Raw genomic sequence first — 20,717 nt, 5'->3', positions numbered from 1 at the left:
TGATGAAAGGTCAGCCATTTCATGTGAAATACCGTGAAATTATTCGCCGGATGAGTTTTCTAATCGGTGCATTGCTGGTCTTTCGACTAGGAGCGCATATTCCAGTACCAGGCATTAATAATGCTGCGTTAGAAAATTTATTTCATGCAAACCAAGGAACTATTCTTGGGCTATTCAATATGTTTTCTGGCGGTGCTTTAGAGCGAATGTCGATTCTTGCTTTAGGGATCATGCCTTATATTTCTGCATCTATTATTGTGCAGTTAATGTCAACAGTGATTCCTTCTCTTGAAGCCTTGAAAAAGGAAGGGGAGCAAGGTAAGCGAAAAATTAATCAATATACGCGTCAAGGTACATTACTACTTGCAGTGGTTCAGGCAGTAGGTATGTGTGCAGGCCTTATTGGTCAGGGTATTACTCTGTCTACAGGACTTGCATTCTATATACCTGCGGTTACATCACTTATCGCTGGAACTATGTTCTTAATGTGGTTGGGTGAACAAATCACTGAAAGAGGTATCGGTAATGGTATCTCAATGATTATTTTTGCAGGTATTGTAGCTGGTTTGCCTAAATTAATTATGCAATCAGTGTCATCTGTAGATAATGGTCAAACAAGTTTGATTGGTCTTGTCATCTTTGGGCTTTTGTCTCTTGGTGTATTGGCTGCGATTGTGTTTATTGAAAAAGCACAACGTCGTATTCCAGTAAACTATGCGCAGAAGCAGCAAGGTCGTCGTATATTTACAGCTCAGCAAACACATCTACCATTAAAAATTAATATGGCTGGTGTGATTCCTGCGATTTTTGCAAGTTCTTTACTATTGTTCCCAGCAAGTCTTGGACAATGGGTGGGTAGTGCAGATCCGAATGCTGGTTTAATTAAACGTAGCTTACAAGATTTAGCTTTGGTATTGTCGCCTGGACAGCCTTTGTATTTGGTGCTCTTTGGTGCGTTAATTATCTTTTTCTGTTACTTTTATACGGCTTTAGTATTTAGCCCTAAGGAAGTATCAGAAAATCTAAAACGCAGCGGAGCTTATGTGCCTGGTATTCGCCCAGGTGAGCAAACTGCTCGTTACTTAGATCATATTCTTAATCGTTTGACGTTTATTGGTGCGATTTATATTACAGTCATTTGTTTGATGCCAATGATTCTACAAAGTTCTTTTGGTATTCCATTCTATTTGGGTGGTACCTCATTACTGATCGTAGTCGTTGTTGTTATGGACTTTATGGCTCAGCTACAAGCGCATTTAACATCTCATCAATATGACAATCAAACATTAATGAGAAAAACGACTGCTCATCCTAAGGGATAAGCGCACTTAGAGGTTTCATCATGAAAGTACAAGCTTCTGTAAAGAAAATTTGTGGTAGCTGTAAAGTTATCCGTCGTAATGGGGTTATTCGCGTGATTTGTAGCGCAGAACCTCGTCATAAGCAGCGTCAAGGTTAATCTAATCAAGACCTGTTGATTTCAGTAGGCGAATTGGGTTAATATCCGCCCCTCAAGATTTTTGTGGGGCGGTTGATTATCTCTACTGCCTTTTTGGAGAAAAGTGAATGGCTCGTATTGCCGGTGTAAACATTCCGGATAACAAGCATGCTGTTATCTCCCTCACTTACATCTTTGGTATCGGTCGCCACACTGCTAAGAATATCTTAGCTACAGTTGGTATTACTGAGACTACTAAGATCCGTGAGTTGGACGATGCTCAGCTTGATGCGATTCGTGCAGAAGTTGCTAAGGTTCCTACCGAAGGTGACTTACGTCGCGAAATTTCCATGAACATTAAACGTTTAATGGATTTAGGTTGCTATCGTGGCCTTCGTCATCGTCGCAGCTTGCCTGTCCGTGGTCAACGCACCAAAACTAACGCACGTACCCGTAAAGGTCCGCGCAAACCGATTAAAAAGTAAGATTTCTGGAAGCTAAAAGATGGCTAAAGATACTCGCACACGCAAGAAGGTCACTCGTACCGTCTCTGAAGGTGTTGCACACATTCACGCGTCTTTTAATAACACCATTGTTACGATTACCGATCGTCAAGGTAATGCATTGGCTTGGGCCACCTCAGGTGGACAAGGCTTCCGTGGTTCACGTAAATCAACTCCGTTTGCTGCTCAGGTAGCTGCTGAAGTTGCTGGTAAAGCAGCTTTAGATTACGGTTTGAAAAACCTTGACGTCCTTGTAAAAGGTCCTGGTCCAGGTCGTGAGTCTGCGGTTCGTGCATTAGGCGCAGTGGGTTATAAGATTAACAGCATTACCGATGTGACTCCAATTCCTCACAACGGTTGCCGTCCACCTAAAAAACGTCGCGTGTAAGGAGAAACATTCATGGCTCGTTATATTGGTCCAAAATGCAAACTCTCTCGCCGCGAAGGGACAGACCTGCAACTTAAATCTGGCGTTAAACCATTTGACGTCAAAACTAAAAAAGCTAACAAAGCACCTGGTCAACACGGTCAGGCTCGCGGTGGTAAGCAATCTGAGTATTCACTACAATTACGTGAAAAACAAAAAGTCCGTCGTATTTACGGTGTGTTAGAGCGTCAATTTAGTAACTACTATAAAGAAGCAGCTCGTGTAAAAGGCGCAACTGGTGAGAACTTGTTGAAATTGCTTGAAAGCCGTCTTGATAACGTTGTTTATCGCATGGGTTTTGGTTCTACACGTGCAGAAGCTCGTCAGTTAGTAAGTCACCGTAGCATTACTTTGAATGGTCGTCGTGTAAACATCGCATCTATTCAAGTTAAAGCGGGTGATGTAATTGCGGTTCACGAAGGTGCTAAACAACAATTGCGTATCAAAAACGCGATTGAATTAGCTGCTCAACGTGGTATTCCAGCTTGGATTGATGTTGATCATTCTAAACTTGAAGGTACGTTTAAAGCTGCACCAGATCGTTCTGATTTACCTGCTGAAATCAACGAAAGCTTGATTGTAGAATTGTATTCTAAATAATCCTTGAGGTAGCAATAATGACGCGTACTGCAAACGAGTTTCTCACTCCGCAAGCGATCAAGGTCGAAGCGGTAAGCGGGACCTCGGCAAAAGTGATTCTAGAACCTTTAGAGCGTGGTTTTGGCCATACTCTAGGTAATGCTTTACGTCGCATTCTATTGTCTTCTTTACCTGGCGCTGCTGTGGTTGAAGTAGAGATAGAAGGTGTCGAGCACGAGTACAGTACTTTAGAAGGCTTGCAGCAGGACATCGTCGAGCTCTTGCTGAACCTAAAAGGATTGTCTATTAAGCTGTTCGATCAAAATGAAGCTTATTTAACATTAGAAAAACAAGGTCCTGGCGATATTACTGCTGCCGACCTTCGTTTACCTCATAATGTTGAAGTGGTTAACCCAGATCATTTAATCGGTACTTTGAGTGCTTCAGGTTCATTAAAAATGCGCTTGAAAGTTGCTCAAGGTCGTGGTTATGAAACTTCTGATTCTCGTTTCCCTGAAGGTGAAACACGTCCTGTAGGTCGTTTGCAATTAGATGCTTCTTATAGCCCAATTAAACGTGTTTCTTACACCGTTGAAAATGCGCGTGTTGAACAACGTACCGATTTAGATAAGCTGGTAATCGACCTTGAAACAAATGGAACGGTTGATCCTGAAGAAGCAATCCGTAAAGCGGCAACAATCTTGCAACAACAAATTGCAATTTTTGTTGATCTTCAGAAAGACCAAACTCCAGTTGCTCAAGAGCCTCGTGAAGAAGTTGACCCAATCTTGCTTCGCCCAGTAGATGATCTAGAGCTTACTGTTCGTTCTGCTAACTGTTTGAAAGCAGAAAATATTTACTACATTGGTGATCTCGTTCAACGTACTGAAGTTGAGTTGTTAAAAACTCCTAACCTTGGTAAAAAATCGTTAACAGAGATCAAAGATGTTTTGGCATCGAAAGGCTTACAACTCGGTATGCGTCTTGAAAACTGGCCACCAGCTAGTCTTCGTATGGACGACCGTTTTGCCTATCGTAGCCGTTAATTAAGTAGGACTATCACCATGCGTCATCGTAATAGTGGTGTGAAATTAGGCCGTACAAGCAGCCATCGTAAAGCGATGTTCCAAAACTTGGCTAATTCTTTATTTGAACACGAGTTGATCAAAACAACTGTTCCTAAAGCTAAAGAATTACGTCGTGTTGCTGAGCCTTTAATCACTCTAGCAAAAAACGATACTGTAGCAAATCGTCGTTTAGCATTTGCTCGTACTCGTAATGCTGCAACTGTTGGTAAATTATTTACCGTACTCGGCCCTCGTTACAAAGAACGTAACGGCGGTTATCTACGTGTTCTTAAAGCGGGCTTCCGTGCTGGTGATGCAGCACCGATGGCTTACGTTGAGCTTGTAGATCGTGAAGTGAACACTTCAGCTGAATAATTGATATTATTCGAAAAAGGCCGGCTTTATGCCGGTCTTTTTTATATTTTGAAAAATGGAAATTTAAAAATTGTCCTCAAGTGACATAAAAAAACGGATAAACGGTCAAACTTGACATTGTGTATTGTCAAAATTGTGCTTTAATAAAGTCATATTCTCAACAATGGGTATAAAAATAAAATGGAAAAGCAAGTTGATATTCTAATCATTGGTGCCGGCATTTCAGGAATCGGAGTGGCTGCCCATTTATCTAAAAATTCTCCACAACGTCAGTTTGAAATTTTAGAGCGTCGTGAATCTTTTGGTGGGACTTGGGACCTCTTTCGTTATCCTGGTATTCGTTCAGACTCAGATATGTCAACTTTTGGTTTTAACTTTAAACCATGGCGTAAAGCAAATGTATTGGCTGATGGAGCTTCTATTAAAGGATATTTAGGCGAAGTTATTGATGAATTTAAATTAAAAGAAAAAATTCATTTTGGTCATCGTGTACTTTCTGCAAATTATGATTCTTCATCTAAGAAGTGGAATGTTGTTGTCGAAGACAGTAATAAAAAACAGCAGACTTGGGTAGCCAACTTTGTTGTAGGTTGTACAGGTTATTATAATTATGATCAAGGCTATGCGCCGACATTCCCAAATCAAGATGCTTTCAAAGGTCAACTTATTCATCCGCAGCATTGGCCAGAGAATTTAGACTATACGGGTAAGAAAGTAGTAATTATTGGTAGTGGAGCTACTGCAATTACTTTAGTACCAGCTATGTCAAAAGGTGGCGCTGGTCATGTGACGATGCTACAACGTTCACCGACTTATATTGCTTCTGTTCCGTCTATTGATTTCATCTATGAAAAAACACGTAGATTTATGTCTGAAGAGGCGGCTTATAAATTTACACGAGCACGTAATATTGGTATGCAACGAGCAATTTATGCATTGTCTCAAAAGCATCCGAAGACAGTTCGTCGTTTACTCTTAAAAGCAATTGAAATGCAGCTTAAGGGTAAAGTAGATATGAAACATTTTACACCTTCATATAACCCTTGGGATCAGCGTTTGTGTGTGGTACCTGATGGTGATTTATTTAAAATTCTTCGTGAAGGTAAGGCGAGTGTTGAAACTGATCAAATTGAAAAATTTACTGAGACCGGTATTCAATTAAAATCAGGTAAACATCTTGATGCAGATATCATTGTTTCTGCAACTGGTTTACAGGTTCAAATCATGGGTGGTGTGCAGGCAACTATTGATGGAGAGCCAGTTAAATCATCTGAACACATGCTGTATAACGGCGTGATGCTCAGCGATGTACCAAATATGGCGATGATTATTGGCTATGTAAATGCTTCGTGGACATTAAAAGTTGATATTGCAGCAGATTATATCTGTCGTTTATTAAACTATATGGATAAGAATAATTATGATGAAGTCATCCCATCTGGTGATAAGACTGTGATGGAAGAGGACACAGTCATGGGTAGCTTATCATCTGGTTATATTAGTCGTGCTGCTGACGTGATTCCTAAACAAGGTAAACAAGCACCATGGCAGGTAACCAATAATTATCTTGAAGACCGAAAATCATTAAAAAATGCAAAATTTGATGATGGTGTTCTACGCTTTCATAAGCATTCAGAAGTTACTACACGTAAACCAAAATTAGTATCTTGATATTCAAAAATAAAAAGGAGGCTATAAGCCTCCTTTTTATTGTGAACATTAAAGAGTTCTAGAGATTAGTTCTTTCATAATTTCATTGGTACCTGCATAGATACGGTTTGCTCGGTGATCGATGTAAGCGCGAGCAATTGGATATTCCAGCATATAGCCATAACCACCATGTAATTGAAGACATTCATCTACAACTTTTGAGAACATATCTGAAATTTTATATTTTGCAGCAGCTGCTGCTTCAACACTCAATTTTTCATCGAGTTGTAATTCCATACAACGATCTAAATAGGTACGGCAGAAATCAATTTCTGTACGTAATTCTGCGAGTTTAAAACGTGTATTCTGGAAAGCACTAATTGGCTTGCCAAATGCTTTACGATCTTTTGTATATTGAACAGTATGAGCAAACGCTGCTTCTGCACCAGCTTGGCAGATAATTGCCACCAACATACGCTCCCATGCTAATTCTTTCATGAGCATAATAAAGCCCATACCTTCCATGCCTAAAAGATTTTCTTTAGGAACACGGACGTTGTCGAAGAAAAGTTCACATGTATCTTGGCCTTTCATGCCAATTTTGTTGAGTGGCTTACCTTTAGTAAAACCTGCACGATCAGCTTCAACAATAATAAGTGATAAATTGGCAGAGCCTTTATCACTGTTGCCTGTTTTACAAACAACGATAGCCATATCGCACAAATAACCATTGGTAATAAATATTTTTGAACCATTAATGACATATTCATCGCCATCAAGAACAGCAGTCGTTCTCACAGCTTGTAAATCGGATCCTGTTCCTGGCTCGGTCATGGCAATCGCGGTTACTGTTTCACCAGTCGCCATTTTAGGGAGCCATTTTTGCTTTTGTTCTTCGTTTCCAAAGTTATTGATATAGTTCGCGACAATATCGGAATGCAGTGAGAAACCTGTACTTGAGTCCATAGCATAGGCTTGTTCTTCAATAAGAATCATACTATATAGGCGGTCTACACCTGAGCCACCGTATTGTTCAGGCATGGTTGTGCACAGTAAGCCTAAGGCACCAGCTTTATTCCAAAGATCTCGGTCAACATGTTGTTGTTTTTCATATTTTTCAGTATTTGGTACAACTTCTTTTTCATAAAACTTGCGTACAGTTTCTCGGAAAGCTTCATGTTCTTCATTTAATAGACGGCGAGGTAACATATTTGGAATGGGACGAATAGCACCAGATTGCATTGTATTTCTTCCTTGGTTTGGGCTTGATGTTATAAGTCTAAACATACGGGAAGCTTACTAGGTCTAACAATGTGATGAATGCTCATTTATAGCTATGAAGTGATAAGTTTGGTCAATTTGAGATTTTTAGCGAACTTTCTTATGTGATCAGGTAAACTAGGCGCACTATCAACGCAGATGGGGAAATAAATGTCTGAAGAAATGACCTTGGAAGAACGTAAAGTAGTTTATCGCGCACGCCGCGGTTTAAAGGAAATTGATGTCTATTTTGACCCGTATGTGAAAAATTATTATTTAAAGGCAGATCCAGCAGAAAAAGCATTATTTGCTGAATTAGTAGAGCAGGAAGATCCTGATTTACTTGACTGGTTTATGGAAGTATCTGAACCGCCGCGTACAGAATTACGTGATTTTATTCATAAATTAAAGCATTATGTTCATGGCTGATTAGTTTTGGTCAACCATTTGAATTTCAAACTGAAATATAGCCGTTTTGCGATTATATTTCAGTTTTTTATTGGCTTAAGTTTGGTAGTTCTATTTTATCAACTCCTACCAATATTATGGTGGTTGGTTACGGTCAGTTTACTATTCACAAGTTTTATTTTCTTTTTAAAGCGGCCACAGCTCGCTCAAATTGCTCATTTAGATCAAAAATTATGGTCACTTAGCTTTCATTCAGAACAAACAATTTCTCGGGTAGAGATTTTAAAAATAATTGATTATCAGATTTTCATAGTGGTCTATTTTGAAGGGCATAAGACATTAACTTCTGTTATTTGGTTTGATCAAATACCTCTATCTCAGTGGAAACAACTTAAAACCTTAGAAAAATTTTATTAATTGTTAGACAATTCTACATTTGTATATTTATTTAAAAGCATTAAAAATCAAATAATTAATATTTATTTCTTTTCAGGAAATTTAAATTGTCTAGTTAAAATACAGAAAAAAGAGCAAGAAAGTTAATTGTCGGACAATTTCTCAATATGGTTATTATTCTATCGGTTAAAGTACAAACACCAACGTAAAGTGTGTCGGAGGTCTCAAATGGAGATGCCAACATGGTCGTTCTTGGTCATTGCCATCATTCTGGCAGTGGTGATAGGAAGAGCAGGAACTTTACTCAGGGAACATCTTAATAAAGCTAATTATAGCAAAGTTAAGAGACAGAGGATGCAAAGGTCGTCGGTCAGTCAATAGTTTAATTGGTTAATCGATTAATTTCATCAAGTGTCCAGTTTTACTGGGTGCGAATGTAGTAAGGAGGTCTCTCATGGAGATTTCAATGTGGATGTTTCTGTTAATTGCAGTTGTTATGGCTGTAGTAGTAGGAAGAGCAGGAACTTTACTCAAGGATTATATAGAACAACAATAATATAAGCTGTTAAAAGCTTATCCCAGTTAATAAGTAGCATGTGCTGAACCGTCGCAATGCTACTTTTTTTTGCCTAAAATTTTTGTTTCCCTGAAAAACTGTCAATTTTATCTGCTGTGAAGTGTGTCAAAGTATAAGCGCTACAATTAGAGTAATTACTCTTTTATTCAAGATATGCATCTGCTAATGTACATCTGAAAAGGAAAAAACAAATTACATCGAGGACAGGAAGATGTCTAAAGTCCAAAAAATAAGCCAAGGTTTGGCGATGAGTTTTCTTGCAGCTTCAGTTTTATCAGGTTGTTCATACGTCGTGAAAAGTGGAGCAAATGTTGCTTTAGGTTTTACGGAAAAGCATGTTGTTCCACCTATTTTAGCAATGCAAGATGCTGAAATGGTTTGTAATACTGGTAGTGCCTTAACTCCTGCAATCATGTCGACTAAGGGTATGGGTGCAGATCCTACTCGTGTCGCTGTCTTAATGTATGCTGCCTCAGGTGTATGCGCGGAAAACCAAGCATTAGAACAGGAGTTACGTTACTTGCGCGCTTCAAAAGCAGGACAGGTTACAGAAGCTCAAGATGCACGTATTGCGCAGAAGCGTTGGGCTGCTATTGCTGCTGAACGCCAATATACGGGCTATAAATTATTCGCTGATCGTTGGGAATCTAAATATAAGTACCATTTAGGTGACTCATGTCCAACTATGCGTAGTGATACTGATCAGACTGTATATCTACTTGGAATGATCAGCGGTCTTCAAGCGGTGACGAATGATATTAACTCAGGTGGTTCTGTCAATGTTCCGAAAGATATCGCTGCTATTGTAGAGCGTGGTATGGTCTGCCTTGATAACCAAAAGTTCTGGGGCGCACCAAATGCAACACGTGCGGTGATCTGGACTTTATTACCAGGGGCCAACGAAGGTAAGCCTGATCCGTATGAGACTTTAAAACAGTCAGTCCAAATTGGTGAACAAAAAGGTGTTCGTTTGTCTCACGCACTCTATGCTGTAGCTGCTCAGGCGAGTGGTGACGATGCAAAAATCCGTGATGCATTAAAAACATATGCAGCATCTCAAGCAGATGATAAACCAGTTAATCCGAACTTTCAGTTAATTGATAGTATGGCTGGTTTAATCGTTCGTGGCATTTCTGACCGTTACTGGACTGAGCATACCGGTGTTCGTACAGGCGATGGTGGTATGTCTCATTTCTGGGATGAGAAAAACGAAGGTTCAGCAGAACTGGATGAGTTATTTGATGGTGGGGCTGCATCAGAAGTTCCAGCTGACTCAACAACTGCACCTGCACAGTAAAAAGATCTGAAGAAACTCACTCCTTGCGTTACTACTGATTTTCGTATTAATCGTAAGGAGTTCAGTTTTAAAAGGAGTGTGCTATGAAAGATCATGTACTCAATAAAAAAGTGCTTTTGGTCGCAGGGTGCATTTCTGTTTCTGCATGTCTGCAGGTATTTCCAGACTATTTTATTTATTGGCGCGAAAGCTTACTTGGTGAATTTTGGCGTTTGTGGACAGCACACTGGGTACATGTCGGCTGGATTCATTTTTTATTAAATATGATGGCATTTGCATGTTTGCCCTTCATATTTCCGCATACCAAAGTGTGGCATATTTTAAGTCTTCTTTTTCTTCTGCCGCCTTTTATTAGTTTGGTTTTCTATTTTTATTTGCCTTATATCGATGCATATGCCGGTCTATCTGGAGTGCTCCATGGGCTGTATACGGCTGTTGCTTTAGTTTATTTGCAATACCGTAAAGAACGGAATTTTGCATTACTGGTTTTAGGTTTAATTATCGCCAAGCTAATTTGGGAAAATACATTTGGTCAAACAGGCACAGCACAGCTGATTGGAAGTCCTGTTTTAACCGAAGCTCATTTATATGGGGCGATAGGCGGTGCAATCTTTGGAGGATGCTATTGGCTAATACAAAGATTCAAATAGAAAGATTGACAATACAAACTGTTAAAAAAGAGATTTTAGTCATTCTTTATTGATAAAGTTTGATGCAAATTTGATCGTTGAATAAAGGGATTGGTAGAAGGGGAATGGACGATACCCCTGACCAAGGAAATTGCATGACTCAAAGCCTTTGTTATGAGGGATTTGAGAGAACAAAATTGGAATATTTATGCAAGAATATCAAGAAAAAAGATCTGGATTAGGTCTGCTGGGTTATGTATGGAACGAATGGATCTCAACATTCGTGATCCTCATTTTGTTATTAATGACGCTCATAATTGGTACCGGGGAAATGATCCACGGACAATTATTACGTATCGGGGAACGCCTTTATGGTGACCCTGCTTCAGGCATGCAATATTCGTTTTTGCGTGCTGAGCCTGAAAAGCCATCTTGTGATCGACACCCAAATATTGATGCTCAAGTAAAAGAGCAAATGAAAGCGAATGCATCTGATGATTTCGCAAGCTTCTTTGGTGCAGCTTCAGAAAGTGATGTCCGTGCATCCTTACTAGCAGCACAGCAGCAATGTGAAGATAAATATTTGGCTTATGATAAAACCATTAAATATATTGAAGCACATCCAGGGGTACGTACATATCGTACGATTGAAACGGGTTTCTTTGGTATATTTAAATTTGGTACAGAAAATCGCGCAATTTTGCTGGTCTTTATGGTTTTGATTTCAGCGATTACTGCATCGTTAAAGTTTCACCATATTGGTTTACGTAACCCTGCAACAAAGCTGGACTACAAAGTGTATGCCTTCTTTATGTTGCTTGGTAATGCATTGCTCAGTTCTTCAGTAATTAGCCAGTACCGTTCTGTGATTAATTCAGGGGTTTCTCCAACTCATGAAACAATCATTATTTATTGGTTATGGATGATCTTGTTTGTCATTCTGACCTTAATTAGCCTTTATCAGCTATTTGTTTCCCCTGCGCCAAAACGTGAGGGTGGCAATATTGGCCTAGCTTTATTATGTGTACCTTTGTATGCGTATATGGCTGTGATTACAGGTGTAGCTTTTACATTCTTTATGGACTATCCAATGGGCCAAGGGATTTACCTAGGTCAGTTGGTAGAATTCTCGGGTATTTTCTTAAACCTTGCCTTATTTATTTGGGCGGGTATGTTGCTCACGCAAACACGTGTTATGGATTTATTCCTAAACGTACTTCGTCCATGGAACTTGGCCCCAGAAACTTTAACTTGGTTAATTTTAATCGCTGCTGCTGTGCCGACTGCTTATACGGGTGCTTCTGGAATTTTCGTTATCGCAGCCGGTGCGATTATTTATAAGGAAGTTTGGAATGCAGGTGCTCGCCGTCAGTATGCACTTGCTGTATCTGCAATGTCAGGTTCATTAGGTGTGGTGGTGCGTCCTTGTCTTTTGGTAGTTTTAATCGCCATGTTGGACAGCCGTCATGTTACATCTGATGAATTGTTTGGACATGGTATTTATGTCTTCTGGTTAACTGCATTTATTTTCTTGGGTGTCTCTCTTTTCTTGGCAGAAGAGAAATTCCGCGTGAACTCGCCGAAAGTAGCACTTCCAGGTATGGCGCGTGCTTTTGTACCTGTTATTCCATACATCTTGATTACTGTAGTTGTTCTTGCATTTTATAAATATGCATTAGATACAGGAATGAACGAATTTACTGCACCAGTGATTCTGCCTCTCGTGCTCATTGCGATGATCTTGTACGATAAAATGGTTATGCCTAAAGAGGCACCAGCTTTAAATATTCATGAAGCAATTGTTCGTGAACATGAGAAAAAATCTCCATTTTTACAGTCACACGATCCGCATAGTTCACAGTTCCGTCTAGGTTTTGGTGGAGCATTACGTTTTGCAACATCAGAAACAGTTGGACATATTGGTGCACTTATTATTTTGATGGCATTGTCAGCAAGTGTGGGTGGTTTAATCGAGCGTACCGAAATTGTTGAAATGTTGCCGACTCACTTAGGTAATATTTATATTTCGCTCGCATTTATTGCATTACTACTTGCCATTATTGGTATGTGTACCGATCCATTTGGTGCGGTAATTTTAGTAGCAGCAACAATTGCACCTGTAGCCTACGAAAATGGTATTCATCCAATTCACTTCTGGATGATTGTATTGGTTGCATTCGAGTTTGGTTATGTAACCCCACCAGTTGCCTTGAACCATCTATTGACGCGGTTATCCGTTGGTGATGATGAGGTAAATGCTGCTGATGCAGAAGCGAAAGAGAAATATACAAGTTTCTATTACCGTTATGAACGTTGGTTATTACCAATTATTGTTTTATTCTCATCATTGGTATTAGTCACTTATGCTCCATTAGTACTCAAACTATTTGGTTGGTACCAATAGTCTAAATATGTAAGCTCAATAAAAACACTCTCTTTAAGGAGGGTGTTTTTTTATGTGGTAGTTATTTTGATATAAAAATTCTTAATAAATAAAAAGCTAGTTCAGAGTGAACTAGCTTTTTGCATCTTAATGATATTTAAATAAATACTATTGCTGTTTAACCTGAGCTTCAAGGAGTTTTACTTGCTCTTCTTTTAACTTAATGAGTTGGTCTGCATCGGCATGCTGGGCTTTTAGTGTTGCTTCCTGATCTTGCAGCTGCTGATGAATGTCATTAAGTTTAGAAACTTCTTCTTTGGCTAAAGACTCTTGCGCAGGTACAGGCTGTTTGAGCACATCTTCATTTACAAGTTGCTGCGAGTTAGCAGTGTGTGTTTGAGCTACAGGCTCCGAACTTGCAGATGGTTGTGTCGTTTTTTGAGGTAGAGGTGTCGAGGCTGGTTGAGGATCAACCATTGGCGCTGACGATTCAGTTTTTTTGAAAAACCATTGTGCTGCGAAAAAAAGCACTACGAGAATGCTTAAGCCCCCAATTAAAATCCACAATAATTTTGAGTTTTGTTTTCTTTGTAGTGGCATGTCTAAGACCTTTAGTCAGAACGACGAGGCTTGAACTGTATTACTCCAACTTCATCAGGTATAGCAGGCGTTTCGGGCTCATCAACATGAGTCGGTCGATTTTCGCTATATCCGCATTCGATACATTCAATCCATTCGTCTTCAGCGGTGGTTAGCATGACAATCCGATCAATGGCTTCACATTTTGGACATTTAGCTCCAGCAATGAAACGTTTTTTCATCTTTATCACCCTAACCACACGATCAATTTAGGCCCATAGTTTAAGCGGTTTTATTGTCATTCGTCCAACCTTGATGACGTAACAATGCATCAATTTTTGGCTCACGACCGCGGAAATTCACAAATGCTTCAAGAGCAGTGTCTTTTCCACCTACAGCTAAAATTGCTTGGCGGAATTCTTTACCTGTTTGAGTATTGAAAATACCTTCATTTTCGAAACGGTCAAATGCGTCACTTGCTAAAACTTCCGCCCATTTGTAAGAGTAGTAACCCGCTGCGTAGCCGCCTGCAAAAATATGACTAAAGCTATGTTGGAAACGATTGTATTCAACAGTTGGAACCACTGCATATTGTTTACGAATAGCATCTAAAGTCTGTTGAATTTGCTCACTATTTAATGCAGGTGTTTTGGTATGAATGGTTAAATCAAACAATGCAAATTCAAGTTGACGTAAAGTTTGCATACCAGACTGGAAGAAACGTGCATTTAATAAAGCATCAAGTAACTCTTGAGGTAAGGTCTGCTTGCTCTCAATATGCTCACTTAAAACATCCAGACTTTCTTTATCCCATGACCAAAACTCCATAAACTGACTTGGTAACTCGACTGCATCCCAAGCAACGCCGTGAGTACCTGCAACCGAAATATTATCTACTTCAGTGAGCATATGGTGTAAGCCATGGCCAAATTCGTGGAATAAGGTGATGACTTCATCATGAGTTAATAAGGCAGGCTGGTTACCTACAGGTGGTGTGAAGTTACACACCATATAGCAAATTGGTTTTTGTAAACCATGAACAGTTTGCATACGTGAGCGGAAGCCACTCATCCATGCACCGCCGCGTTTACCTGTACGTGCATATAAATCAAAGTAGAACCCACCAATCACTTGGCCTTGGTCTTCTAACTCAAAATAACGTGCATCTGGATGCCAAACTGGAGCTTCACGTTCAACAATATTAATACCGTATAGGCGCTGCACAATCTGGAATAAACCCTGAATGACTTTCGGAGCAGGGAAATAAGGCTTTAATGCTTCTTGTGACAAATTAAACTGTTGTTGTTTAAGCTTTTCAGAATAGTAAGTGGTATCCCAAGGTTTGAGTTCATCAATCCCATCTTGTTTGGCAATGGCTTGTAGCTCAGCAACTTCTTGGAGAGCAGGGGTACGTGCATGCTCAGCTAAGTCGGCTAAAAAGTCATGAACAGTTTTAACATCTGGAGCCATTTTACTAGCAAGAGAATATTCAGCGTAGTTATTGAAACCAAGTAGTTTTGCCATCTCTTGGCGAAGGCTCAAGATTTCTTCCATAATCTTGCTGTTATCAAATTCTGTTTGTTCAGATTGATCTGATGCACGAGTGACATAAGCTTTATAAAGCTCTTCTCGCAAAGCACGGTCATCGGCATAGGTCATAATGGCAAAATAAGCTGGGAAATCTAAAGTTGCTACTGCTTGATCAAGCTCACGCTGTTTGCCGTACTGTTTTAATAACTCAACATTACTTTCTGGGAGACCTTTTAGCTGATCTTCTGTCAGTGGTTTAAAATAAGCCTGTGTCGCATCAAGTACATGGTTTGAGAAGTCCGAAGAAAGCTGTGAAAGACGTGCAGAAATTTCTGCATAGCGTTTTTTCTCTTCACCTTCTAAAGCAACGCCAGAAAGTTTAAAGTCACGTAATGCAAGGCGGATCGCACTTTGTTTTGCGGGGCTTAACGTTGAATAGCTCTGACCATCATGAATGTGTTGATAAGTCTGGTACAGCGCCGTATGTTGGCCAAGCTGAGTGTAATATTCACTTAAAGCAGGTAAGAGCGACTGGTAGACCCCTCTAGTTTCAGCATTACTCATCACAGCATTTAAATGTGACAACACTCCCCATGATTCACTGAGGTTATTTTCAAGTGCATCAATTTGTTCAAGCACGGCAAGTTGCTGATCTGTCTCGGATGGTGCAGCCGTAAGGGTATTTAAGAACTCTTGTCCTGCTTGAATCGCTTGTTGAATATCTTGTTTTAAATTATCTAATGTAATTTGGTCAAAGTGGGGAGTAGGTAGAGTCGCTTGCTGTAAAGTCATTGCTAATAGCCACATTATTTTTTAAACATAGTATTAGATGTAGGTATTGTTAGGCAGGAAATCAAGCTTAATTTGAAAATAAACGTTTTAAAAGTATTAAGCCCCCATGCTTGGGAGCTTAATAAAAGGGATTAGAAACACCTATGAATTAGTCAGCCTTAGACTTGGCATTCGACTTTTTCTTTTTGGGTTTCGCTTTTTTCTTTACTTTTTCTGGCTTGGCTTCTGTTTTTGTAGAGGTTTTTTTGCCAGACTTTTTACTATATGAACTAGGTTTACCTTTTTCCTTCTTTTTACGGACAGGTTTTTCACCATCATTCGAAGGAGTAGATGGTTTGCCAAAAACTTCTTCAGTTGCTTGTGCCGCTGTTCTGGTTGTGCGTGGGGCACGACTGCGAACTACTCGTCCAGCATGTGTCACTTGCTGAATAAGTTGGAAATCGATCTTACGTTCTTCTAGGTTTACACCAGCAACCTGAATTTTAACTTCATCGCCTAAACCGAAAACCTGACCACGATTTTGTCCAATAAGGTTTTGACTCGCTTGATCATAAATAAAGAAATCATCGCCGAGTTGGCTAATATGAATCATGCCATCAACATAGAGATCTTTAAGAGTAACGAATAGACCAAATTCAGTGACAGCACTTACAATACCAATGAACTCATCACCTAAGTGCTGTTGCATATAGTGGCACTTTAACCAAGTCGTTACACTACGAGATGCTTCATCAGCACGACGCTCGGTTTGAGAGAAATGTTCACCAGCATCATCTAAAGCCGCACCAGAAAGCGGATAAGGCTTTTGTTTAAGATGCGCTTTAATGGCACGATGTAACAATAAATCTGGGTAGCGGCGAATTGGTGAAGTGAAGTGTGTATAAGCTTCATAAGCTAAACCATAGTGACCGGCATTTTTTGCACCATAGTAAGCTTGCATCATTGAGCGTAATAACACTGCATGAATGCTTGGCGCATCAATGCGGTCTTTAGTTGCCTCAATAACTTTTTGATAATCTGCTTGAGTTGGTTGGTCGGGGAACGGTAAGCCAAGAAGTTTTACAAAGTCTTTTACTTTCTGAATACGTGAGAACTCAGGCGCTTCGTGTACGCGATATAACATTGGAATATCATGTTCTAATGCATATTCAGCCGCAGCAACGTTAGCAAGCAACATACATTCTTCAATCAGTTTGTGTGCTTCATTACGTGTACGTGGCAAAATTTCTTTAATTCCGCCCAGCTCATCAAAAGTCATGTACGTTTCAATGGTTTCAAACTCCATTGCATGACGATCAGCACGTAAATTTTTCAAAATCTGATAAAGCTGGAAAAGCGTATTTAGCGATTTGTGAATATCACGATCTTTTGGAATTGCATCAGTTGCACCGTCAAAGTATTGCGCCACCTGTGTATAGGTCAAACGCGCTTTTGAATGCATTACCGATGGATAAAACTCATAACCAGTTACGCGGCCCGTACGTGAGAGCTTCAAGTCACAGACCATACATAAACGATCTACGTGTGGGTTAAGTGAGCACAATCCATTTGATAATGCTTCTGGTAGCATTGGTAAAACAAAATGAGGGAAGTAAACTGAAGTACCACGTTCTTCTGCTTCTTCATTTAGTGCCGAGCCTAGGCGTACATAGTGGCTTACATCAGCAATTGCTACAACAACGCGATAACCGCCCCCAGGACGTTTTTCTGCATACACAGCATCATCGAAATCTCGAGCATCTTCACCATCGATTGTGACGAGTGCTAAATCTCTTAAATCAACTCGACCTTCCCGGTCTTGTGCAGAAGGTTCCTTAAAACTTTCTGCTTCTTTTATAACTTCATCTGGGAATTCATAAGGCAAGCCAAACTCAAGAATGGTTTGTGGGATAATAATTTCTGTATCCGCTTTATCGGCCATAGATTGAATAATATGCGCCGTAGCAAACTCTTCGCGGGTTGGATAGGTATCGATAGCAACACGAAGCATATCGCCAACATTTGCTTTGGCATGTGCAACTAATTCTTTTTCTAATGGGATAGGTTGATGCTGATTTGGATTATTGGGTTGAATAAAGTATTCACCCTCGTGTATCGACAATTTACCAATTAACTGTTTTACACGGTGTTGGAGAACCTCGGTAATGAAACCCCACGGTTTACCTTTTCGGTCTACTGAGGTCTGCCGAACTCGGACGCGATCGCCGTTAAAGACTAAACGTAACTCGCGCTCAGGAAGCAAAAGATCATCTTGGCCATCAATATGTGCAGTGCCTAAACCTTTACTATTAATATAGACAGTGGCTTCATAGGTTGGTTGGTCTGCCACTAACTGAAACTTGAACCCTTCTTTCATGATTTGGCCATCACGAACCATTGCACTTAAGCGATGGCTTAAAGCTTCGATACTTTTTTGGTCTTGAATATGAAAATGGTCAACAAGTTCTGCATGAGATTGCGGCGTTTGCAATTGTTCCAACGTATCTAATATTAGAGTACGGCTTGGAATAGGATTGTCATAACGTTCAGCTTCAGCTTTCGCTTCGGGATCAGCCCAGTTTTTTGTCATGTCTTTTGGTTTCACGCTTGGCAGATAAGTTTAGCATAAGTCATGCAGACCCGAACTGCACGTTTAGGTTTGCAATAATGTGTTATGCGCTACTGTATTTTAATGAAGAAATAATATCTATCTTAACAAGCGTTTGATCGAAAAAGACGAAAATAATAAGGAAATTGCTTAAAAAATAATTCATTGAACGAAAAAATAAGAAAATTTCAGTATGATGACTTGAACAATAAGGTTTTAGTTTGTATTATGGCGGCTCGTTCCGGTGAGGTGGATGAGTGGCTGAAATCACTTCCCTGCTAAGGAAGCATACCTATTACTGGTATCGAGGGTTCGAATCCCTCTCTCACCGCCATTTACTTAATGCGCTCATAGCTCAGCTGGATAGAGCACTTGGCTACGAACTAAGGGGTCGGGAGTTCGAATCTCTCTGAGCGCACCAAGTAAAACAGAACGAATCGCTGAAAAGCACACAAGTTACGCGCTCATAGCTCAGCTGGATAGAGCACTTGGCTACGAACTAAGGGGTCGGGAGTTCGAATCTCTCTGAGCGCACCAACTTGAAGAATTAACCGCTTTTATAGCGGTTTTTTTGTGCCTGTTATTTAGTAAAATTTTAAAAATCTAAATTTATAACTTTTTAATTATATTAGAGATAATGATAAATGAATCTGGCTTTATTTGACTTTGATGGCACGATCACTCATAACGATACTTTTAGTTTATTTCTTAAATTCTCTTTGAGTAGAAAAACTCAAATATTAGGTGGTCTTCGGCTTGCGCCTTATATTGCAGGATATAAGTTCGGATGGGTAACGGATAAAACCATACGAACTAAGCTCTGTCAGGTGGGATATATAGGCTATGATGCAAACTCTCTAAAATATATGGGACAAGAGTTTGCTAAAACGGTAATTCCTACCTGTATTCGTGAAAATGCTTTAGAACGTATTCACTGGCATAAACAGCAAGGAGATCAGGTTGTTGTGGTATCCGCTTCATTGGGTGTTTATTTAGAAAATTGGTGTCAGTCTTTAGATTTGGCCGTTATCTGTAATCAACTTGAAATAGATAATGGTATTTTAACGGGTAATTTTATTAATGGTGATTGTGGTTATTTAGAAAAAGTAAATAGAATAAAAAATAAATATGACCTAACCCAATATTCTACAATTTATGCTTATGGAGATACTCCTAATGATTCTGCAATGTTAGAGCTAGCACATAAGAAGTATTATAGATGGCAAGTGATGAATTAATTATTAATTAATATTTAAAAATATATTTAAAAAAGAAAGCCACTTTATCAGTGGCTTTCTTGAAGATTATTAAACAGTGTGTACAGAGATATTTAAGAAGTGGTCAGTAAGTAGTGACTGAGGTACTAAAGTATGAACCGTGTCTGTTACGTTAGATACTGTAGAAGTTACTCCGCCTAAGTTACCAGTTACTCCACCTAATAAGTTAGAAATAACATCTGTGCCACCTGTACCAGTTACGCCACCAGTTAAGCTACCTACGATATCTGTTACGACACCGATAGGGTTGCTGCCAGCTGTACCCCCAGTCACACCACCAATAATATCGGTAACTGTGCCAAGTGGGTTACTTCCAGTAGCACCACCAGTTAAACCACCAATAATGTCAGTTACAGTGCCAAGTGGACTATCACCGCCTACACCACCAGTAACACCACCAATAACACCAGTTACGCCACCAAGAATGTCGGTTAAAATGCCAGTCGCAGTTGTGCCATTTGAAACGAGAGTGTTGACAATACCAGTCGCATGATCAGTTGCACCTTGGATATTGCCGCCCACTAAATCAGATACAACTTCAAGCGCACCATTTACAGTATCGCGAGAAGTTTCAAAAGTTAATGTACCGAGGTGAGCAATATCAGTAACAGGGTGTTCAGTTTGAGGAAGTACGCCAACTACAGTGTCCGCAACAGTATTAATGCCTGTATTAATAATACTAGTTTTTAAACTTTCCACACCTTGAAGAACATCAATACCACTTTGAACGGCATCAACAACCGGGGAAATAGGAGATGTACCACCACCAATAATCCCGCCCGTTACACCACCGATAATGTCAGTCACAGTACCAAGAGGATTACCGCTAGTAGCGCCACCAGTAACACCGCCGATAGCGCCCGTTACACCACCAATAATGTCAGTTACAGTACCAAGCGGGTTGCCACCAGTAGCGCCACCAGTTACACTGCCGATAGCACCAGTTACCCCACCAATAATGTC

Annotated in this window: 19 protein-coding genes, 3 tRNA genes and 1 pseudogene; 17 read left to right on the top strand and 6 right to left on the bottom strand. The window is 39.9% G+C overall.

What is annotated here, in order from left to right:
- The first annotated feature begins 2 nt into the window (after positions 1 to 2).
- From secY to HMPREF0014_RS18930, 8 genes are all read left to right on the top strand, one after another.
- Positions 3 to 1,322: a preprotein translocase subunit SecY gene (gene secY, locus HMPREF0014_RS18965; protein ID WP_170318186.1), complete on the top strand. Its 1,320-nt coding sequence runs from the start codon at positions 3 to 5 to the stop codon at positions 1,320 to 1,322.
- A gap of 20 nt (positions 1,323 to 1,342) precedes the next feature.
- Entirely contained in the window at positions 1,343 to 1,459 is a 117-nt protein-coding gene (gene rpmJ / locus HMPREF0014_RS18960; RefSeq protein ID WP_000867907.1) for a 50S ribosomal protein L36, read from the top strand.
- 107 nt (positions 1,460 to 1,566) lie between these two features.
- Positions 1,567 to 1,923 (top strand): 30S ribosomal protein S13, encoded by a 357-nt coding sequence (gene rpsM / locus HMPREF0014_RS18955; RefSeq protein ID WP_000090816.1) that lies wholly within the window; start codon positions 1,567 to 1,569, stop codon positions 1,921 to 1,923.
- A gap of 19 nt (positions 1,924 to 1,942) precedes the next feature.
- A complete protein-coding gene (gene rpsK, locus HMPREF0014_RS18950; RefSeq protein ID WP_001040166.1) occupies positions 1,943 to 2,329 on the top strand; it encodes a 30S ribosomal protein S11 in 387 nt (128 codons plus the stop codon).
- 12 nt (positions 2,330 to 2,341) lie between these two features.
- The gene (rpsD, locus tag HMPREF0014_RS18945) at positions 2,342 to 2,968 is read left to right on the top strand and encodes a 30S ribosomal protein S4 (protein ID WP_002049716.1); all 627 of its coding nucleotides are present in this window, start codon (positions 2,342 to 2,344) and stop codon (positions 2,966 to 2,968) included.
- A gap of 17 nt (positions 2,969 to 2,985) precedes the next feature.
- Positions 2,986 to 3,993, top strand: a complete 1,008-nt coding sequence (rpoA, locus tag HMPREF0014_RS18940; RefSeq protein ID WP_002049752.1) for a DNA-directed RNA polymerase subunit alpha — start codon at positions 2,986 to 2,988, stop codon at positions 3,991 to 3,993.
- 18 nt (positions 3,994 to 4,011) lie between these two features.
- Entirely contained in the window at positions 4,012 to 4,389 is a 378-nt protein-coding gene (gene rplQ / locus HMPREF0014_RS18935) for a 50S ribosomal protein L17 (RefSeq protein WP_002049717.1), read from the top strand.
- Positions 4,390 to 4,569: 180 nt separating this feature from the next.
- On the top strand, positions 4,570 to 6,060 hold the full coding sequence (locus HMPREF0014_RS18930) for an NAD(P)/FAD-dependent oxidoreductase (protein ID WP_006580692.1): 1,491 nt from the start codon (positions 4,570 to 4,572) through the stop codon (positions 6,058 to 6,060).
- A 48-nt stretch (positions 6,061 to 6,108) separates the two neighbouring features.
- On the opposite strand, the gene HMPREF0014_RS18925 is transcribed toward HMPREF0014_RS18930, so the two are convergent.
- On the bottom strand, positions 6,109 to 7,281 hold the full coding sequence (locus tag HMPREF0014_RS18925; protein ID WP_002049748.1) for an acyl-CoA dehydrogenase family protein: 1,173 nt from the start codon (positions 7,279 to 7,281) through the stop codon (positions 6,109 to 6,111).
- A gap of 189 nt (positions 7,282 to 7,470) precedes the next feature.
- Between HMPREF0014_RS18925 and HMPREF0014_RS18920 the strand changes: the two genes are divergently transcribed.
- The 5 genes from HMPREF0014_RS18920 (at position 7,471) to HMPREF0014_RS18905 (ending at position 13,010) form a co-directional block, all read left to right on the top strand.
- Positions 7,471 to 7,728: a succinate dehydrogenase assembly factor 2 gene (locus tag HMPREF0014_RS18920; RefSeq protein WP_002049719.1), complete on the top strand. Its 258-nt coding sequence runs from the start codon at positions 7,471 to 7,473 to the stop codon at positions 7,726 to 7,728.
- Between the two features lie 6 nt (positions 7,729 to 7,734).
- Positions 7,735 to 8,124, top strand: coding sequence for a hypothetical protein (locus tag HMPREF0014_RS0206525; protein WP_006580691.1), 390 nt, complete (start codon positions 7,735 to 7,737; stop codon positions 8,122 to 8,124).
- 767 nt (positions 8,125 to 8,891) lie between these two features.
- Positions 8,892 to 9,977, top strand: coding sequence for a hypothetical protein (locus tag HMPREF0014_RS18915; protein ID WP_006580690.1), 1,086 nt, complete (start codon positions 8,892 to 8,894; stop codon positions 9,975 to 9,977).
- A gap of 83 nt (positions 9,978 to 10,060) precedes the next feature.
- Positions 10,061 to 10,627: a rhombosortase gene (gene rrtA, locus HMPREF0014_RS18910; RefSeq protein ID WP_004711824.1), complete on the top strand. Its 567-nt coding sequence runs from the start codon at positions 10,061 to 10,063 to the stop codon at positions 10,625 to 10,627.
- A 187-nt stretch (positions 10,628 to 10,814) separates the two neighbouring features.
- Entirely contained in the window at positions 10,815 to 13,010 is a 2,196-nt protein-coding gene (locus HMPREF0014_RS18905; protein ID WP_006580689.1) for a TRAP transporter large permease subunit, read from the top strand.
- A gap of 147 nt (positions 13,011 to 13,157) precedes the next feature.
- Here HMPREF0014_RS18905 and HMPREF0014_RS18900 read toward each other — a convergent pair whose 3' ends face one another.
- The 4 genes from HMPREF0014_RS18900 to rnr all read right to left on the bottom strand — a co-directional run bounded on the left by HMPREF0014_RS18900 (position 13,158) and on the right by rnr (position 18,459).
- Complete coding sequence (locus HMPREF0014_RS18900) at positions 13,158 to 13,589, bottom strand: hypothetical protein (RefSeq protein WP_006580688.1); 432 nt, start codon at positions 13,587 to 13,589, stop codon at positions 13,158 to 13,160.
- A gap of 11 nt (positions 13,590 to 13,600) precedes the next feature.
- Positions 13,601 to 13,810, bottom strand: a complete 210-nt coding sequence (locus tag HMPREF0014_RS18895; protein WP_002049754.1) for a YheV family putative zinc ribbon protein — start codon at positions 13,808 to 13,810, stop codon at positions 13,601 to 13,603.
- Positions 13,811 to 13,850: 40 nt separating this feature from the next.
- Positions 13,851 to 15,905: a M3 family metallopeptidase gene (locus HMPREF0014_RS18890; protein WP_006580686.1), complete on the bottom strand. Its 2,055-nt coding sequence runs from the start codon at positions 15,903 to 15,905 to the stop codon at positions 13,851 to 13,853.
- Positions 15,906 to 16,038: 133 nt separating this feature from the next.
- Positions 16,039 to 18,459, bottom strand: a complete 2,421-nt coding sequence (gene rnr, locus HMPREF0014_RS18885; RefSeq protein ID WP_002049749.1) for a ribonuclease R — start codon at positions 18,457 to 18,459, stop codon at positions 16,039 to 16,041.
- Positions 18,460 to 18,720: 261 nt separating this feature from the next.
- Here rnr and HMPREF0014_RS18880 point away from each other — a divergent pair.
- The 4 genes from HMPREF0014_RS18880 (at position 18,721) to HMPREF0014_RS18865 (ending at position 19,715) form a co-directional block, all read left to right on the top strand.
- Positions 18,721 to 18,811, top strand: a tRNA-Ser gene (locus HMPREF0014_RS18880).
- Between the two features lie 10 nt (positions 18,812 to 18,821).
- Positions 18,822 to 18,898, top strand: a tRNA-Arg gene (locus HMPREF0014_RS18875).
- A gap of 39 nt (positions 18,899 to 18,937) precedes the next feature.
- Positions 18,938 to 19,014, top strand: a tRNA-Arg gene (locus tag HMPREF0014_RS18870).
- A 107-nt stretch (positions 19,015 to 19,121) separates the two neighbouring features.
- Positions 19,122 to 19,715 (top strand): HAD-IB family hydrolase, encoded by a 594-nt coding sequence (locus HMPREF0014_RS18865; RefSeq protein ID WP_006580684.1) that lies wholly within the window; start codon positions 19,122 to 19,124, stop codon positions 19,713 to 19,715.
- Between the two features lie 69 nt (positions 19,716 to 19,784).
- On the opposite strand, the pseudogene HMPREF0014_RS26330 reads toward HMPREF0014_RS18865, so the two are convergent.
- Positions 19,785 to 20,717, bottom strand: a pseudogene (locus HMPREF0014_RS26330) (hypothetical protein); the annotation flags it as partial.

The sequence above is a fragment of the Acinetobacter sp. RUH 2624 genome (assembly GCF_000162375.2).
Classification (GTDB): domain Bacteria; phylum Pseudomonadota; class Gammaproteobacteria; order Pseudomonadales; family Moraxellaceae; genus Acinetobacter; species Acinetobacter nosocomialis.
The sequence above is the reverse complement of the archived record's forward strand: the minus strand, read 5'-3'. Positions and strand labels throughout refer to the sequence as shown.

Bases quoted from the DNA above. Each gene is read 5' to 3' on its own strand.
- secY (WP_170318186.1), top strand. From the start codon at position 3: ATGAAAGGTCAGCCATTTCATGTGAAATACCGTGAAATTATTCGCCGG.
- rpmJ (WP_000867907.1), top strand. From the start codon at position 1,343: ATGAAAGTACAAGCTTCTGTAAAGAAAATTTGTGGTAGCTGTAAAGTT.
- rpsM (WP_000090816.1), top strand. From the start codon at position 1,567: ATGGCTCGTATTGCCGGTGTAAACATTCCGGATAACAAGCATGCTGTT.
- rpsK (WP_001040166.1), top strand. From the start codon at position 1,943: ATGGCTAAAGATACTCGCACACGCAAGAAGGTCACTCGTACCGTCTCT.
- rpsD (WP_002049716.1), top strand. From the start codon at position 2,342: ATGGCTCGTTATATTGGTCCAAAATGCAAACTCTCTCGCCGCGAAGGG.
- rpoA (WP_002049752.1), top strand. From the start codon at position 2,986: ATGACGCGTACTGCAAACGAGTTTCTCACTCCGCAAGCGATCAAGGTC.
- rplQ (WP_002049717.1), top strand. From the start codon at position 4,012: ATGCGTCATCGTAATAGTGGTGTGAAATTAGGCCGTACAAGCAGCCAT.
- HMPREF0014_RS18930 (WP_006580692.1), top strand. From the start codon at position 4,570: ATGGAAAAGCAAGTTGATATTCTAATCATTGGTGCCGGCATTTCAGGA.
- HMPREF0014_RS18925 (WP_002049748.1), bottom strand. From the start codon at position 7,281: ATGCAATCTGGTGCTATTCGTCCCATTCCAAATATGTTACCTCGCCGT.
- HMPREF0014_RS18920 (WP_002049719.1), top strand. From the start codon at position 7,471: ATGTCTGAAGAAATGACCTTGGAAGAACGTAAAGTAGTTTATCGCGCA.
- HMPREF0014_RS18915 (WP_006580690.1), top strand. From the start codon at position 8,892: ATGTCTAAAGTCCAAAAAATAAGCCAAGGTTTGGCGATGAGTTTTCTT.
- rrtA (WP_004711824.1), top strand. From the start codon at position 10,061: ATGAAAGATCATGTACTCAATAAAAAAGTGCTTTTGGTCGCAGGGTGC.
- HMPREF0014_RS18905 (WP_006580689.1), top strand. From the start codon at position 10,815: ATGCAAGAATATCAAGAAAAAAGATCTGGATTAGGTCTGCTGGGTTAT.
- HMPREF0014_RS18900 (WP_006580688.1), bottom strand. From the start codon at position 13,589: ATGCCACTACAAAGAAAACAAAACTCAAAATTATTGTGGATTTTAATT.
- HMPREF0014_RS18895 (WP_002049754.1), bottom strand. From the start codon at position 13,810: ATGAAAAAACGTTTCATTGCTGGAGCTAAATGTCCAAAATGTGAAGCC.
- HMPREF0014_RS18890 (WP_006580686.1), bottom strand. From the start codon at position 15,905: ATGTGGCTATTAGCAATGACTTTACAGCAAGCGACTCTACCTACTCCC.
- rnr (WP_002049749.1), bottom strand. From the start codon at position 18,459: ATGACAAAAAACTGGGCTGATCCCGAAGCGAAAGCTGAAGCTGAACGT.
- HMPREF0014_RS18865 (WP_006580684.1), top strand. From the start codon at position 19,122: ATGAATCTGGCTTTATTTGACTTTGATGGCACGATCACTCATAACGAT.